This is a genomic window from Bacillus sp. sid0103 (assembly GCF_019219025.1).
In genome coordinates this window covers 46,002-60,973 of sequence record NZ_JAHUWN010000012.1, presented here as the reverse complement: position 1 = coordinate 60,973, position 14,972 = coordinate 46,002, and the positions used below count along the sequence as shown (strand labels likewise).

Sequence of the window (14,972 nt, the reverse complement as noted above, 5' to 3'; positions counted from 1 at the left end):
ACCGAGAACTCGGTCCTTGTTACTATAGCCATTTAATTTTCGGCTCAGTTTTATTCATAATTCGTTTGATATTTGCTCGATGCCGGTAGATGACAAACGAAGCTAGTAAAAGAACGACGATGAGTAAAGGGATGTCCCATTCATAAATAACCCCTGAAACAATCGCAAAAATAACGGCTGTAACTCCAGCAATCATAGAAGATAGGGACACATATTTTGATATGTATAAACTAATAAAAAAGAAAATCAAAACAGTAATAAACATATACGGAGCATAGAACAATACGACACCACCTGATGTAGCCACCGCTTTTCCTCCACGAAACCCTGCGAAGATGGGATAGGTATGGCCGACTACGGCAAAAATCCCCGCTAGTAATGGACTGATCTCAACTTGAAAGAGGTGCGGCAAGGCAGCAGCTAAAGTCCCTTTCAGGATATCAGCAAGTGTAACGGCTAACCCTGCTTTTACTCCCAATGTTCGAAATGTATTAGTACCTCCTAAATTTCCGCTCCCATGTTCACGAATGTCTGTTTTATAAAAAACCTTTCCGATTATTAAACCAGATGGGATTGAACCAAGTAAATATGCCAGAATTAATACTAAAATAATTTGAACCATTCATTATTTCTCCTTCTACAAAAAGATCCAGTCCTTCTATTTTACCATGTAATTTAGAAAAAACACTATTATTCCTTTCCCATGACAATGCTTTTTTAATTAATAGTCAAAAGTAAGAACAAATAGAGTCAAATTTATTACAAAAATAAGGAGAATTTTCAAACGATTTGATAACCCATTGAAAGCCATGTATGGAGTAAATATAATTTAAATAAAAACATAGAAAACCAATATAAACCGGCCTAGAAAACGTGAAAATGGTCGGTTTTAGCATATAATCCTAAAATGAAAGAGGTGAATTCATATGGTAACCAATCTTCAGCAATATTTTCATTACCAAGACCAGGATGTGAAAATTTTATATGTGGAAGAGGAAAAGTTTACACGAGATAAGCTACTCTGCGTACTAAAACGCCGGTTTGCCAATGTTTATGCGGCAACCGACGGTGTTGATGGATATGACCTTTACCAACGTTATCATCCTGAGTTAATTATCTGTGCTCTCAAAATGAACCAATTGAGCGAATTAGAAATGATTAAAAAAATCCGGGCATTAAACGATCAAGTGCAAGTGATTGTTACAACAAATTATAAAGATCAAGAATACTTGTTACAGACATTCGCCAATCATGTAAATCAATATATCTTAAAACCCATCGACTTAAATCAGCTCTATCAATCCATTCAAAAATCAGTCTATCATATACACCTAGAACAAGCCTTTTCCAAACAAAAGAAGATGACAAGAGCCCTATTGGACTTTCAGGACAATCTTATCTTTATTATTGAAAACGATGAAATAATTGAATTCAATCAAGCCTTTTCCAAATTTACTGGAATTTGCAAGGATCAGACACTTTTACATAAGAATCTTTCTAGTTTTTTTGTAGATGATGCTAAGTGTTTTTCTCCCATCAACAAAAGCAGATGGTTTGAGGAGTTAAAAGAATCGAGGAAAATCTCTGTAAATATACACTGGAAAGACATCGATGGTAGAAAGATGATTTTTACTTTAAGGTGCGGGTCCATACCTGGTTCGAACCAGTATATTGTTATATGTAAGGATATCACTAATTTAGAGGATGAAACTAGAAAGAATAGACAATTAGTGCTGATGGATTCTTTAACGAACAGTGTTAACTCATTAGAAATTAATGCGATCTTGGAAGTAGAGCTGAGACGTGCAGAACGATTAAACCAGCCTTTTTCGATGATTTTAATGGATATCGATTTCTTAAATGATGTAAATAAACGGTATGGACAACAGGCATGCGATAAAGTCCTCTCTACCATCTCCATCATTGCTCAACAACGGATTCGAGAAACAGATATTTTTGCCCGCTGGGGAGTGGAAGAATTCATTCTACTCACCCCTGGAACAGATGGAAATGGGGCACAGGAATTAGCGGAATCTATCCGAACGATTATCGAGGAGTTTCATTTTCAAAATATCGAAAAGATAACGTGCAGTTTTGGGATTTCCGAGTTTTCTAATGGGAAAGTAAGAGATGAATTAATCTTAGAGGCAAATCAAGCACTCACTCAGTCTAAAGACAAAGGGAGAAACTGTGTAACTATTTACAACTAAGCGAGTTAAGAAGGTGGTTATAGTGCATTTGTGGTATATTTTTTTACTCTTTGGTCTCGGAGCGTTTTGCTTTATCATTTCTAACCATTTTAAGAGGGATCAGGAACATCGAAACCTGCTAGAGAAAAGTGAAAAAAAGTACCAGGATTTAATAAAAAAATACAAAGCACTAGAAAACAAAAATTTACATTTAGAAAAGCAAATTCAAGAAGAAAAAGAAAGAACTTCCATGATCGAACAAGTGTTTTGCCAGCCGTTAAATAGCTTATCATTGTTAATTCAAGACGTAAGAGAAGCACATGAGTTCGGGGAAATTGATGATCACTATATAGGCAGTTTTACTCGTGAAAGCATGCAGCAAATTAAGCTAATGTCACAGTCGATTAATGATATTCACAAAAAAGGTAAACCAAATGAGGAAAAAACCCTTATCTAAGTACGTGAATCAAGAAATCCTAATCAGACTTTATTCCATACTTTTTCACTTTTCAAGATTTTAAATTATGTTTTTTTTGAAAAAATAGGTAAAATAAAGAAAAAAGCTTAGGAGTGAGATGGATGAGCATTGAAAATCCAAGTCGCAATGAAATCGGAACGATTTTAAAAAAAGCAAAAAGAATCGCGGTAGTTGGTTTGAGTAATAATCCTGAACGAACCTCTTATCTAGTGACAGAAGCCATGCAAAAAGCAGGTTATGAAATTATTCCGGTGAATCCAACGATTGATGAGGCACTAGGCGTGAAAGCTGTTGCCTCACTTAAGGATATTGAAGGACATGTGGACATTGTTAATGTTTTCCGCAGGTCAGAACAATTGTTCGATGTTGCGAAGGAATTTGATGAGATTGATGCAGATGTATACTGGGCCCAACTTGGCCTCGAAAATGAAGAAGCATATGAGTTCCTTAAAAGTAAAGGCTATACAGTAATCATGAATCGCTGTATTAAAGTTGAACATGCATTAACCAGGGTTTAAAATCCAGCTTAAAAACTGCTAATTTCTAGCAGTTTTTTTATTTATATTAGCCTTAAAACCCATGATAATTTTATTACAAAAATGTGTTGTTTAAAATTACGTATTTGCTAAATCGAAATAAATCGCTACAATAAAGCATAGACGCCGCGAGAAATATGATAAAATAAAAACGGCAAACATTGGTTCTATTTTACTTTTATAAACAGAAAATATAAAGAATGACTATTCAATTAGTTCATGAAGCAATTAGAAGGATACTTCTTTTTGTAGGGAATGAAAGGGGTATTTTAGTGGCAAGGAATCAGCAAGTTTTTGATTATAATGATGATGCCATACAGGTACTAGAAGGACTGGAAGCGGTCAGGAAACGTCCAGGAATGTACATTGGCAGCACCGATTCACGCGGTCTTCACCATCTCGTTTATGAGATTGTCGACAATTCCGTCGATGAGGCTCTCGGTGGATTTGGTGATCAAATCATTGTAAAAATACACAAAGATAATTCTATTAGTGTTCATGACCGTGGACGCGGAATGCCTACTGGTATGCACAAAATGGGGAAACCGACACCAGAGGTTATTTTAACGGTGCTTCATGCTGGCGGAAAGTTCGGCCAAGGCGGCTATAAAACAAGCGGCGGATTGCACGGTGTTGGTGCATCGGTTGTTAATGCTTTATCAGAATGGTTAACTGTCACCATTAAAAGGGACGGTTTCGTATATGAACAGCGCTTTGAAAATGGGGGGAAACCAGTAACAACCCTCGAAAAAATCGGCAAAACTAATCAAACGGGGACAACGATTCATTTCAAGCCAGATGCGACAATTTTTTCGACAACCACTTATAATTTCGAAATCTTATGCGAGAGGTTAAGAGAGTCAGCCTTCTTGTTAAAAGGATTAAAAATTGAAATTATCGATGATCGTAATGATTTCCACGAAGTCTTTCATTATGAAAATGGAATTGAAGCGTTTGTTGCCTATTTAAACGAAGAGAAGGATGTCCTCCATCCAGTTGTTAGTCTGGAAGGCTCTCAGCATGGCATTGAAGTGGATTTTGCATTTCAATTTAATGATGGCTATTCAGAAAATGTCCTCTCCTTTGTTAATAATGTCCGCACAAGAGATGGCGGTACCCACGAGGCCGGAGCAAAAACAGCAATGACCAGGGTATTCAATGATTATGCTCGCAAGGTCTCCTTCTTAAAAGAAAAAGACAAAAACCTTGATGGTGCAGATATCCGTGAAGGATTATCGGCAATTATCTCCGTAAGAATCCCGGAAGAATTGCTCCAGTTCGAAGGACAAACGAAAGGGAAGTTAGGAACAAGTGAAGCACGGTCAGCTGTCGATTCAGTTGTTTCTGAGCACCTCTCCTATTTTCTAGAAGAGAATCCTGATATTAGCTCCCTTCTTATCAAAAAATCGATCAAAGCCTATCAAGCAAGAGAGGCTGCTAGGAAAGCCCGTGAGGACGCAAGAAGCGGTAAAAAACGTAAACGCTCAGATGCTGTCTTATCTGGTAAATTAACACCTGCACAATCACGGAATCCGCAAAGGAATGAAATCTACCTTGTTGAGGGTGATTCCGCGGGAGGTTCTGCAAAACAAGGGCGTGACCGACGCTTCCAAGCAGTCCTTCCACTTAGAGGTAAAGTAATTAATACTGAAAAAGCTAAGCTCGCTGACATTTTTAAAAATGAAGAAATCAATACGATTATTCATGCAATCGGCGGCGGAGTTGGATCCGATTTTAATGTAGAAGACATCAATTACGATAAAATAGTCATTATGACAGATGCGGATACAGATGGAGCGCATATTCAGGTTTTGCTGCTTACTTTCTTTTATCGTTATATGAAGCCGTTGTTAGAAGCAGGCAAAGTGTTTATTGCACTGCCACCGCTTTATAAGGTGAGTAAGGGGACAGGCAAAAAGGAAATTATTGAATATGCTTGGAATGAGGATGAACTTCAAGGTGCAATGAAAAAAGTGGGCAGAGGCTATATTATCCAGCGTTACAAAGGACTTGGTGAAATGAACGCCGACCAGCTCTGGGAAACAACTATGGACCCTGAAACACGGACGTTAATTCGAGTGAAAATTGATGATGCTGCACGTGCAGAACGCCGAGTGACCACACTGATGGGTGATAAAGTTGAACCACGACGTAAATGGATTGAAAGCAATGTAGCATTTGGTTTAGAAGAAGATGACACGATTTTAGAAAATGAAAATATTACGGTCTCCGAGGAGGGTTCTGAAGGATGAGTGCAACTGAGAAATTCCGAGACTTGCCTCTAGAAGATGTCATTGGTGATCGTTTTGGCAGATATAGTAAGTATATTATCCAGGAGCGTGCCCTTCCGGATGCACGTGATGGTCTGAAGCCTGTACAGCGACGAATTCTTTATGCGATGCATGTAGAAGGAAATACACACGATAAAGGCTTTCGAAAGTCAGCTAAAACTGTTGGTAATGTTATTGGTAACTATCATCCACACGGGGATTCCTCCGTATACGAGGCAATGGTGCGGATGAGTCAGGACTGGAAGGTTCGAAATGTCCTTGTTCAAATGCATGGAAACAATGGGAGTGTCGATGGTGACCCTCCTGCTGCGATGCGTTATACAGAAGCAAGGCTTTCCGCTATTGCTGCTGAATTAATGCGCGATATTGAAAAAAATACGGTTGAATTTATTCCAAACTTTGATGATACATCGAAAGAGCCAACCGTTTTACCAGCGATGTTCCCGAACCTCTTAGTCAATGGATCAACAGGAATTTCTGCGGGTTATGCAACAGATATTCCACCACATCACCTTGGTGAAATCATTGACGGGGTAATCAAGAGAATGGACCATCCTGATTGTTCTGTGGAAGAATTAATGACCATCATTAAAGGTCCAGATTTCCCGACGGGCGGTATTATACAAGGGATAGATGGGATTAAAAAAGCCTATGAAACTGGTAAAGGGAAAATAATCGTCCGCAGTAAAGCCGATATCGAAGAGGTTCGAGGCGGTAAGCAGCAAATCGTCGTTTCAGAAATTCCATATGAGGTGAATAAAGCCAATCTCGTTAAAAAAATGGATGAGTTCCGACTTGATCGAAAAGTGGAAGGCATCTCAGAGATTCGTGATGAAACGGACCGGACAGGTCTAAGAATCGTTATTGAACTAAAGAAAGATGCCGATGCAGCAGGTGTCTTGAACTATTTATATAAAAATAGTGATCTTCAAGTAACGTATAATTTTAATATGGTTGCGATTCATAAGAAACATCCAAAATTAATGGGACTTAGAGAATTATTGGATGCCTATATCGAGCACCAAAAAGAAGTAGTCACAAGAAGAACGCAATATGATCTTAATAAAGCAAGAGAACGGCAGCATATTGTTGAGGGTTTAATGAAGGCTTTATCGATTCTTGATGAAGTGATTGCTACCATCCGTGCATCCAAGGATAAACGCGATGCGAAGGATAATTTGATTGCAAAGTTTGCCTTTACTGAGCTGCAATCTGAAGCAATTGTTTCCTTACAACTCTACCGCTTAACTAACACCGATATTACTGCACTGAGACAGGAAGCGGAAGAATTAGCGAAGAAAATCGAAGAGCTTACTAGCATTTTAGCAAGTGAAAAAGCCCTGTTCACTGTGATTAAAAAAGAATTAAAAGATGTAAAAAAACGTTTTGCAGATGAGCGTCGTTCTAAGATTGAAGCAGAAATCGAAGAATTGAAAATCAATCTTGAAGTTACTGTCCCTAGCGAAGATGTGATTGTAACGGTTACAAAACAAGGCTATGTGAAACGGACGAGCCTGCGTTCTTATGCAGCTTCCAATGGTCAGGATTTAGCAATGAAGGATACTGATCGATTATTAGCACAGCTTGACATGAATACGAAGGATGTCTTACTCCTCTTCACAAATAAAGGAAATTATTTATTCTGTCCTGTTCATGAACTACCAGATATCCGCTGGAAAGACCTAGGACAACATGTGGCTAATATTATTCCAATTGATCGTGATGAAGAAATCATTCAAGCGATTCCTGTCAAAGACTTCGAAACAAATTCATTCCTTGTTTTTGTCACGAAAAATGGCATGGTTAAGAAAACCGAACTGAAACAATACAAAGCACAACGATATTCTAAACCACTTGTTGCCGTTAATCTTAAAGATGATGATCAAGTAATGGATGTTCATTTAACAGATGGAACAAAAGAATTATTTGTCGTTACGCACTTGGGTTATTCATTATGGTTTCATGAAGAAGAAATCAGTATTGTTGGTGCACGTGCCGCAGGTGTTAAAGGAATCAATTTAAAGGATGAGGATTTCGTGATTGGCGGAAAGATCATTGATCCAGCTAGTAATGAAACGATCGTCATTTCTACACAGCGTGGTGCTGTGAAGAGGATGAAAATGAAAGAGTTTGAAAAAGCTACCAGGGCTAAACGTGGTGTGGTCATTTTAAGGGAGCTTAAATCAAATCCACACCGGATCGTGGGATTTGAAATTGCCAATGAACAAGATGTGATTTATATCCAAACGGAAAAAGGTCACATTGAAACCCTTAATACAGTAGACATTCATTTCAGTGACCGTTATTCGAATGGATCGTTTATTCTTGATGAACAAGATAACGGCAAGGTAACAACTGTTTGGAAAGTAACCACTCCAGAAAAATCAAGTGAATAAAATTTTTCCGGGACTCTCTAAAAATAGAGAGTCCCTTTTTCATCTTTTTTCCAAAACTGGACATACTAACTAGTATCAGATTGGGGGGGTTCATGGATGAAAAAAGAGATGCTTTTGGTTCTTGCTTCGTTTTTTCTCATGTCACTTACTGCGATTACTGGGGTTTATGCAATTGAAGAAACGGCAAAAATAATTACGATTTCAAAAGACAAAGCAGATATTACAGGTGATGGTAAAGAGGAAGAGATTCTACTTAAAGGAGTTCCTTATCAGAAAGAAGATTCCTTTTTGGAGAGGATTTACATCGATATTAGCGCCTCAAATGGAAAAAAATTCACGTATCCTTTAGAAAGTGGTGCGAAGGCATCACTTCATATTGTCGATTTAAACAATGATGGAGTAAAGGACATATTTGCAAGTGTGTTAACTAGGGAAAGTGAAAGTATAGTCCAACATTACTCCTATTCTATCAAGAACAATGTCCAGACGAAGTTAGCTCTGCCTGAACCGCTTGAAATAGATAGTCACTTTCTAAATGGATACAAAGCGGAAATTAAAATTAACAAAACGGGCCAGTGTTACTTATTTGATTTAAAGGACCGTCAACAATATTATAAAAAGCTTGGACTTTATTATCATGGAAAGCTAAATGAGCCTACAGAATTAACCGTTAATCCTTTTAGCAGTCTCAGGCCTATCCACGTTGAGGATCATAAAGTGGGGTTACTAGGGGAGCAGCGAATAACGGGAATCGCGAATGCCGATGTCATTGCCTCTATTGAATCAACGTGGTCATATGATCACGGCAAATGGAAGTTAGACCGGACAGTTGTTCATAAAGAAATAAATAAATGATCTACAGGCTATCGACACAGGTTCTCCTGTGTTTTTTTAATTTTTACCGAAATTATCGAAGGGGATATACATAGCTTTACTAAATTTGCCCTTGAGTTTGAGAATAAACATAAAAGAATAGTATTGTTCATATTTAGTTCATAAAAATAGGGTAAAGTTACTCATAAACAATTAATTAAAATGGAGTTGAAAGCTATTGATCAAATTAACCAAATTTCTAAAACCATTTCAATTAGCCATTTATCTGGTTTTAGGACTTGTCCTCTTACAATCATTATCAGAACTTTATTTACCAACGTTAATGTCTGATATCGTTGATAAAGGAGTCGTTACAGGAGACACGGGGTACATATGGAAAATTGGCGGGTTTATGCTGCTTGTGGCGGCAGGGGGGATGATTTGTTCGATTGCAGCTAGTTTCTACTCAGCAAAAGCAGCATCAGGCTTTGGAAAGTTATTGCGGAGCAAAATTTTCTCACATGTTGGAAACTTTTCGTTACATGAGTTTGATAAGCTTGGAACGGCATCTCTTATTACGAGAACCACCAACGATATTACTCAAATCCAGCAGGTACTAGTGATGATGCTAAGAATGATAGCCATGGCACCGATGATGTGTATTGGTGGGATTATTATGGCGTATTCAAAAGATGCCAAACTTACCTTAGTTCTTGCTGTTGCTTTGCCTATTCTCGTGCTGGCAATTGTGGTCATTGCAAGAAGAGGTATTCCGCTTTTTAAAGCGATGCAAGTAAAATTAGATAATCTCAATCGTGTTTTACGCGAGAACTTAACTGGTATTCGTGTTATTCGCTCCTTTAACCGAGTGGAACATGAGAAGAAGCGTTTTGATGAAGCTAACTGGGATTTAACGCAAACGGCTATTACGGTCAATAAAATTATGGCCGCGATGATGCCAATTATGATGGTAGTCCTTAACCTTTCCTCTGTTGCCATTGTCTGGTTTGGCGGACTTCGGATTAGCAATGGTCATATGCAAGTCGGAGATATGATGGCGTTTATCCAATATGCGATGCAAATAATGTTTTCGTTCATCATGCTGTCGATGATGTTTGTAATGATCCCTAGGGCATCGGTATCTGCCGTTCGTATCAATGAAGTTCTAAAAACGGTAGCAGATATTAAGGATCCAACTTCATCAAAAACTGGAGAGGGAAAAGGCTATGTTGAATTCCAAGATGTAACATTCAGTTATCCAGGGGCGGAAATGCCAGCGATTTCAAATATCTCATTTTCGACCAAACCGGGTGAAGTGACGGCCATTATTGGCGGAACGGGTTCAGGAAAATCAACGCTCATTAACTTGATTCCACGCTTTTATGATGTCGATAGCGGTAATGTTCTTGTTGATGGGATCGATGTCAGGAATATGACGCAAGAAAAACTTCGTGAAAAAATCGGGTTTGTTCCCCAGCAATCCGTCCTTTTTACCGGAACGATTGCAGAGAACATCCGGTATGGAAAAGAAGATGCAACAGCAGAAGAGATTGAACATGCCGCTGAAGTCGCCCAAGCGAAAGAATTTATTTCAAACATGCCCGAGGGCTTTGATGCCGTTATCTCCCAAGGGGGAACAAATGTTTCTGGTGGACAAAAACAGCGCTTGGCGATCGCTCGAGCACTTATTCGAAAGCCGGAAATCTATATATTTGATGACAGCTTTTCGGCATTGGATTTTAAAACAGATGCGAAACTTCGCGCTGCACTTAAAAATGAAACTGGAAACTCAACAGTATTAATCGTGGCCCAGCGTGTGAGCACCATAATAGACGCTGACCAGATTATTGTCCTCGATAACGGTGAGATTTGTGGAATCGGTAAACATAAAGATTTGATGGAATCGAGTGCGGTTTATCGCGAGATTGTCATGTCACAGCTGTCAGAGGAGGAAATCGCATGAGTAAGGATTCCAGTCAAAAACAAACGCAAGATACGGGGGCACGCAGACCTGGTCCGGGTGGTGGCTTTGGCCCGATGGGAATGGGTATGCCTGTTCAAAAAGCAAAGAATTTTAAAGGAACTTTAAATCGGTTAATCAGCTATCTAAAACCTTATAAAGTACAGCTTCTGGCGGTTTTAATTACTGCAATAATCAGTACAATTTTTGCGATTGTCAGCCCAAAAATTTTGGGGAAGGCTACGACCCGATTATTTGAAGGTTTGATGCTGAAACTTAGGGGAGTCCCCGGGGCTAAAATAGATTTTGATTATATCGGTCAAATTATTATTTTACTCATTGGCCTCTATATTTTAAGTGCAATATTTGCCTATATTCAACAATATATCATGGCAGGTGTAGCGCAAAAGACAGTTTATCACCTTCGTAAAGAGGTCGAGGAGAAACTAAACCGGCTGCCGTTAAAGTACTTTGATTCACGTACCCATGGTGAAATTCTCAGCCGTGCGGTCAATGATGTTGATAATATCAGCACGACCTTGCAACAAAGTTTAACCCAGTTGATTACCTCTGTTGTCACAATTATTGGCGTTATTATTATGATGCTATCGATTAGTCCATTAATGACGCTGATTGTGATTGTGACATTGCCACTAAGTGGAATAGCAATTGCAAAGATCGCCAAAAAGTCACAACTGTATTTTAAAGGACAGCAGAAATCACTCGGCGAACTAAATGGGCACGTCGAAGAAATGTATACTGGTCATAAAGTAGTCAAGGTGTTTGGCCATGAGCAGAAATCAATTGAGAAATTCGAGGGAATCAATGAAACTCTCTACCAATCGGCCTGGAAGGCACAATTTGTTTCCGGGATGATCATGCCGCTGATGTCATTTATCAATAATATTGGCTATGTTCTGGTATCAGTCGTCGGTGGAATCTTGGTAACGAAAAAGGCGATTGAAATCGGTGATATTCAGGCCTTTATCCAATATGCTCGTCAATTTTCCCAACCAATTGCTCAGACTGCTTCAATTGCTAATGTTATTCAATCCACGGTTGCCAGTGCCGAACGTGTGTTTGAAATATTGGATGAAACCGAAGAAATCCCAGAAGCTGTTAATGCGCAGGTCATTACTGCGCCAAAGGGTGAAGTTACATTTGAACATGTTACTTTTGGTTATGAGGAAAATGAAATCTTAATCAAAGATATGCAATTAGAGGTGAAACCCGGCCAGACGGTAGCAATTGTCGGACCTACAGGGGCCGGAAAAACAACACTTATTAATTTGCTCATGCGTTTCTATGAAATTAATTCTGGAAGAATATTAATTGATGGAATCGATACGAGAGAATTAAAAAGGGAGCACCTAAGGAGCTTGTTTGGTATGGTTCTGCAGGATACTTGGCTATTTAATAGTACCATTTTTGATAATATTGCCTACGGGAAAGAGGGAGCAACGAAAGAAGAAGTGGTGGCTGCAGCTCGTGCTGCCAACGCAGATCACTTTATTCGAACTTTACCTGATGGGTATAATACAATATTAAATGAAGAAGCATCCAATATTTCTCAGGGCCAGAAACAGCTTTTAACGATTGCGAGGGCAATCCTTGCAAATCCGGCCATCCTTATTCTTGATGAAGCGACCAGCAGCGTCGATACGCGTACAGAGGTGCAAATTCAAAAGGCGATGAATCATCTAATGAAAGGGAGGACCAGCTTTGTGATTGCACACAGATTGTCGACGATTCGTGATGCAGGTTTAATCCTCGTAATGAATAATGGAAGTGTGATTGAAAAAGGAACTCATGTGGAATTGCTTGAGCAAGAAGGTTTTTATGCAGATCTATATAATAGTCAATTTACCGGTAATAATTCACTGAAAGATGTAGGATAAAATAATGCGTTTGGGAAGACTAAGGGCTTTCTAAACGCTTTTTTTATTTTTGAAAATGAAAAATTATAAAAAATTTGTTCTGTCTCAGTATCTTAAGTATACTTTGGAATTGAGATATTTTCATTATTTATTTACATAATAATATTATGTAAACTGATAAAAAGTGAAAAAAGACTGCCATAAATGTGACAGTCCGTTTATTATTCCAATTGTTCTTTCGGCATATCCATCTTATCGACTGCTATTTTCAGGTCATCATTCTTAATGTGGGTATATATCATTGTCGTTTGGATCGATGAATGACCTAATTGACGTCTTAATTTTGGAACATCATTGATTTCCGCATGGTATCTGGTTGCAAATGAATGACGCAGCTTATGTACCGATAATGATGGTTTACCAAATGCAGTTGCATATTTTTCAATCAGTTTTTCAACGGATCGAGCGGTTAATCGCCGTGATTTACCTTTAGGACCCATTGGTGCAGAAATAAACAATGCCTTATTGGATTTCTCGACCTGGTACTTTGCCGTTCTAATAGATAAATAATCTTGCAGATCAGCCATCGCCACCTGGCTAAAGTAAACAAATTGTTCTTTATTTCCTTTACGAATGACCCTAACACAGTACTTGCTAAAATCGATATCGTCTAATTCAATCCCAACCAGCTCTGATAGGCGAAGACCAGATCCCAGGATTAACGACACAATGGCCGTATCCCGTTCTTTATTTAATTGATAAAAGTTATAAATTTTTTTGTTGTCTTTGTTTAATTCTCCGTAATCGTTAGCGACAAATAGGCGGAATTTTTCATATTCATCTCCCAGAAGGATTTTACCTTCCATTTTATTTGCCTTTGTTTCCATGCTGTCTTTTACCTCATTAAATTCGATTTTCGCCATGACATTTCGATTAATATACGGCTTAAGATCGGAAGTTTCAGCAATATTCTGCATGTAATTAAATAGTGATTTTAATGCAGATAATTTCCGATTTACAGTAAGTTCTTTATTATTTAATTGGTAGTGGAGATAGTTTAAAAAACCTTCGACCTCTAAAACCGTCATTTTCTCTAGCCGTTCTAAAGGGATATCATTCACGCTGCCATCCCAAAGACGCTCATTAATCATCCAGTTGAAAAAGATCTTATAATCATGGCAGTAATTGAATAAGGAAGCCGTCGAAAGCTTACGTAATTTATGATTGATATATTCATCAACATACCATGGAAGTTCATTGAGTAACGTTTGTAGTTTTTGGAATTGTTGCTGCTTTGATTGGTTTACCATAAAATCACCCCGCTTCTATATTTTACTAAATAGACATTATTACGTCAAATTTATATTTTACGTAATAATGTCTATTTAGTTGATAAGTACTTTTTTGATCCCCTTTGCTGTCCAATGACTCAAACTTGGATACATTATTCCTTTATGTTGCATGGTTTGTTTCGAACCGGATTTAGAGAAACTCCCTACTCTCCATTTGTATCTGAACTAATTGATCCCAAATTTTAAAAAGCTTGAAGAATCAAGCTTTTTATTTTGGGAAGGCTTCTTTTTTAGAAACTCTAATCATTTGACTAGGAAAGTATTTATTAAAATATTTTTCTACCTTTAGATGTAAATCTTTTTGATACCACTGCGATAGTCCATTTTCTTCAAATAATTGTGGCATACCTAATCTCTCTGAACGCTTGCCCATTGCTCCATCCCCAATGCTTAAAGTATCAATCCAGATATGGTCCACGAACCCTTCCAAAACTTTTGGAAACTCAGGAGTAAATGGCAAAACTGGGGAAATCGAAGCTTGGGTGGATATTCCCGCATCGTGAACTTCTTTTAAGGCTTTTAACCGCAATTTAATTCCGGGTGCATATGGAGCAAAAATCTGCCTTCTATCATCTCTATCCGTTTCAATTGTCATAGACACAAGGACTTCACATTTTTCTTTTAATTTCACTAACAAATCAATATCTCTTGTAATAAGTGGTCCTCGTGTTTGGATTTGAAGAAAATCAGGCGGATTTTCAATCATTTCTTCTAATATCCCCCGTGTAATGTTTGCTTTACGTTCAATAGGTTGGTAAGGATCTGTTGCGGAGGACATAAAAATATTCACAGATTGGTTTTTTTTACGAAGTTTATTCATTTCATTTCGGTAATTTTCTGCTGCGTTTGTTTTTATGTCCAACCATTCTCCCCAAGGGATTTGTTTAAATCGTTGAATCGGCATTTCTCTTACGTAACAGTACCTGCAAGAAAACGCACAACCACTATACGGATTCAATGAATGTGTGAATCCAACATCCAAATATCCCTTTGCTTTAGTAAAAATTTTCTTTGCTAAGATTTCTTTTATTTCGATCCCCATATTTGTCGCCCTCTCTTTGAAGTGAATTAAATATTAGA

The 14,972-nt window shown here is 38.1% G+C and carries 11 protein-coding genes; 8 read left to right on the top strand and 3 right to left on the bottom strand.

What is annotated here, in order from left to right:
- Window positions 1-22: 22 nt before the first annotated feature.
- Entirely contained in the window at window positions 23-622 is a 600-nt protein-coding gene (gene plsY, locus KW850_RS14650) for a glycerol-3-phosphate 1-O-acyltransferase PlsY (protein ID WP_218348323.1), read from the bottom strand.
- Window positions 623-926: 304 nt separating this feature from the next.
- Between plsY and KW850_RS14645 the strand changes: the two genes are divergently transcribed.
- The 8 genes from KW850_RS14645 to KW850_RS14610 all read left to right on the top strand — a co-directional run bounded on the left by KW850_RS14645 (window position 927) and on the right by KW850_RS14610 (window position 12,561).
- Window positions 927-2,210 (top strand): diguanylate cyclase domain-containing protein, encoded by a 1,284-nt coding sequence (locus KW850_RS14645; RefSeq protein WP_218348322.1) that lies wholly within the window; start codon window positions 927-929, stop codon window positions 2,208-2,210.
- A 22-nt stretch (window positions 2,211-2,232) separates the two neighbouring features.
- Complete coding sequence (locus KW850_RS14640) at window positions 2,233-2,646, top strand: hypothetical protein (protein WP_218348321.1); 414 nt, start codon at window positions 2,233-2,235, stop codon at window positions 2,644-2,646.
- A 122-nt stretch (window positions 2,647-2,768) separates the two neighbouring features.
- Entirely contained in the window at window positions 2,769-3,185 is a 417-nt protein-coding gene (locus KW850_RS14635; RefSeq protein ID WP_218348320.1) for a CoA-binding protein, read from the top strand.
- A gap of 290 nt (window positions 3,186-3,475) precedes the next feature.
- On the top strand, window positions 3,476-5,455 hold the full coding sequence (parE, locus tag KW850_RS14630; RefSeq protein WP_218348319.1) for a DNA topoisomerase IV subunit B: 1,980 nt from the start codon (window positions 3,476-3,478) through the stop codon (window positions 5,453-5,455).
- Window positions 5,452-7,890: a DNA topoisomerase IV subunit A gene (parC, locus tag KW850_RS14625; protein WP_218348318.1), complete on the top strand. Its 2,439-nt coding sequence runs from the start codon at window positions 5,452-5,454 to the stop codon at window positions 7,888-7,890. The genes parE and parC overlap by 4 nt, the downstream gene beginning before the upstream one ends.
- A gap of 96 nt (window positions 7,891-7,986) precedes the next feature.
- Entirely contained in the window at window positions 7,987-8,745 is a 759-nt protein-coding gene (locus KW850_RS14620) for a hypothetical protein (RefSeq protein ID WP_218348317.1), read from the top strand.
- A 196-nt stretch (window positions 8,746-8,941) separates the two neighbouring features.
- Complete coding sequence (locus KW850_RS14615) at window positions 8,942-10,666, top strand: ABC transporter ATP-binding protein (RefSeq protein WP_218348316.1); 1,725 nt, start codon at window positions 8,942-8,944, stop codon at window positions 10,664-10,666.
- A complete protein-coding gene (locus KW850_RS14610; protein ID WP_218348315.1) occupies window positions 10,663-12,561 on the top strand; it encodes an ABC transporter ATP-binding protein in 1,899 nt (632 codons plus the stop codon). The genes KW850_RS14615 and KW850_RS14610 overlap by 4 nt, the downstream gene beginning before the upstream one ends.
- 200 nt (window positions 12,562-12,761) lie before the next feature.
- Here the strand turns inward: KW850_RS14610 and xerS are convergent, their stop codons facing one another.
- Both xerS and KW850_RS14600 read right to left on the bottom strand, forming a co-directional pair.
- Window positions 12,762-13,850: a tyrosine recombinase XerS gene (gene xerS / locus KW850_RS14605; RefSeq protein ID WP_218348314.1), complete on the bottom strand. Its 1,089-nt coding sequence runs from the start codon at window positions 13,848-13,850 to the stop codon at window positions 12,762-12,764.
- 250 nt (window positions 13,851-14,100) lie between these two features.
- On the bottom strand, window positions 14,101-14,934 hold the full coding sequence (locus KW850_RS14600; RefSeq protein WP_218348313.1) for an SPL family radical SAM protein: 834 nt from the start codon (window positions 14,932-14,934) through the stop codon (window positions 14,101-14,103).
- Between the last annotated feature and the right edge of the window lie 38 nt (window positions 14,935-14,972).

Excerpts from the sequence above, each read along its gene's own strand:
- plsY (WP_218348323.1), bottom strand. The coding sequence starts at position 622 with ATGGTTCAAATTATTTTAGTATTAATTCTGGCATATTTACTTGGTTCA.
- KW850_RS14645 (WP_218348322.1), top strand. The coding sequence starts at position 927 with ATGGTAACCAATCTTCAGCAATATTTTCATTACCAAGACCAGGATGTG.
- KW850_RS14635 (WP_218348320.1), top strand. The coding sequence starts at position 2,769 with ATGAGCATTGAAAATCCAAGTCGCAATGAAATCGGAACGATTTTAAAA.
- parC (WP_218348318.1), top strand. The coding sequence starts at position 5,452 with ATGAGTGCAACTGAGAAATTCCGAGACTTGCCTCTAGAAGATGTCATT.
- KW850_RS14620 (WP_218348317.1), top strand. The coding sequence starts at position 7,987 with ATGAAAAAAGAGATGCTTTTGGTTCTTGCTTCGTTTTTTCTCATGTCA.
- KW850_RS14610 (WP_218348315.1), top strand. The coding sequence starts at position 10,663 with ATGAGTAAGGATTCCAGTCAAAAACAAACGCAAGATACGGGGGCACGC.
- xerS (WP_218348314.1), bottom strand. The coding sequence starts at position 13,850 with ATGGTAAACCAATCAAAGCAGCAACAATTCCAAAAACTACAAACGTTA.
- KW850_RS14600 (WP_218348313.1), bottom strand. The coding sequence starts at position 14,934 with ATGGGGATCGAAATAAAAGAAATCTTAGCAAAGAAAATTTTTACTAAA.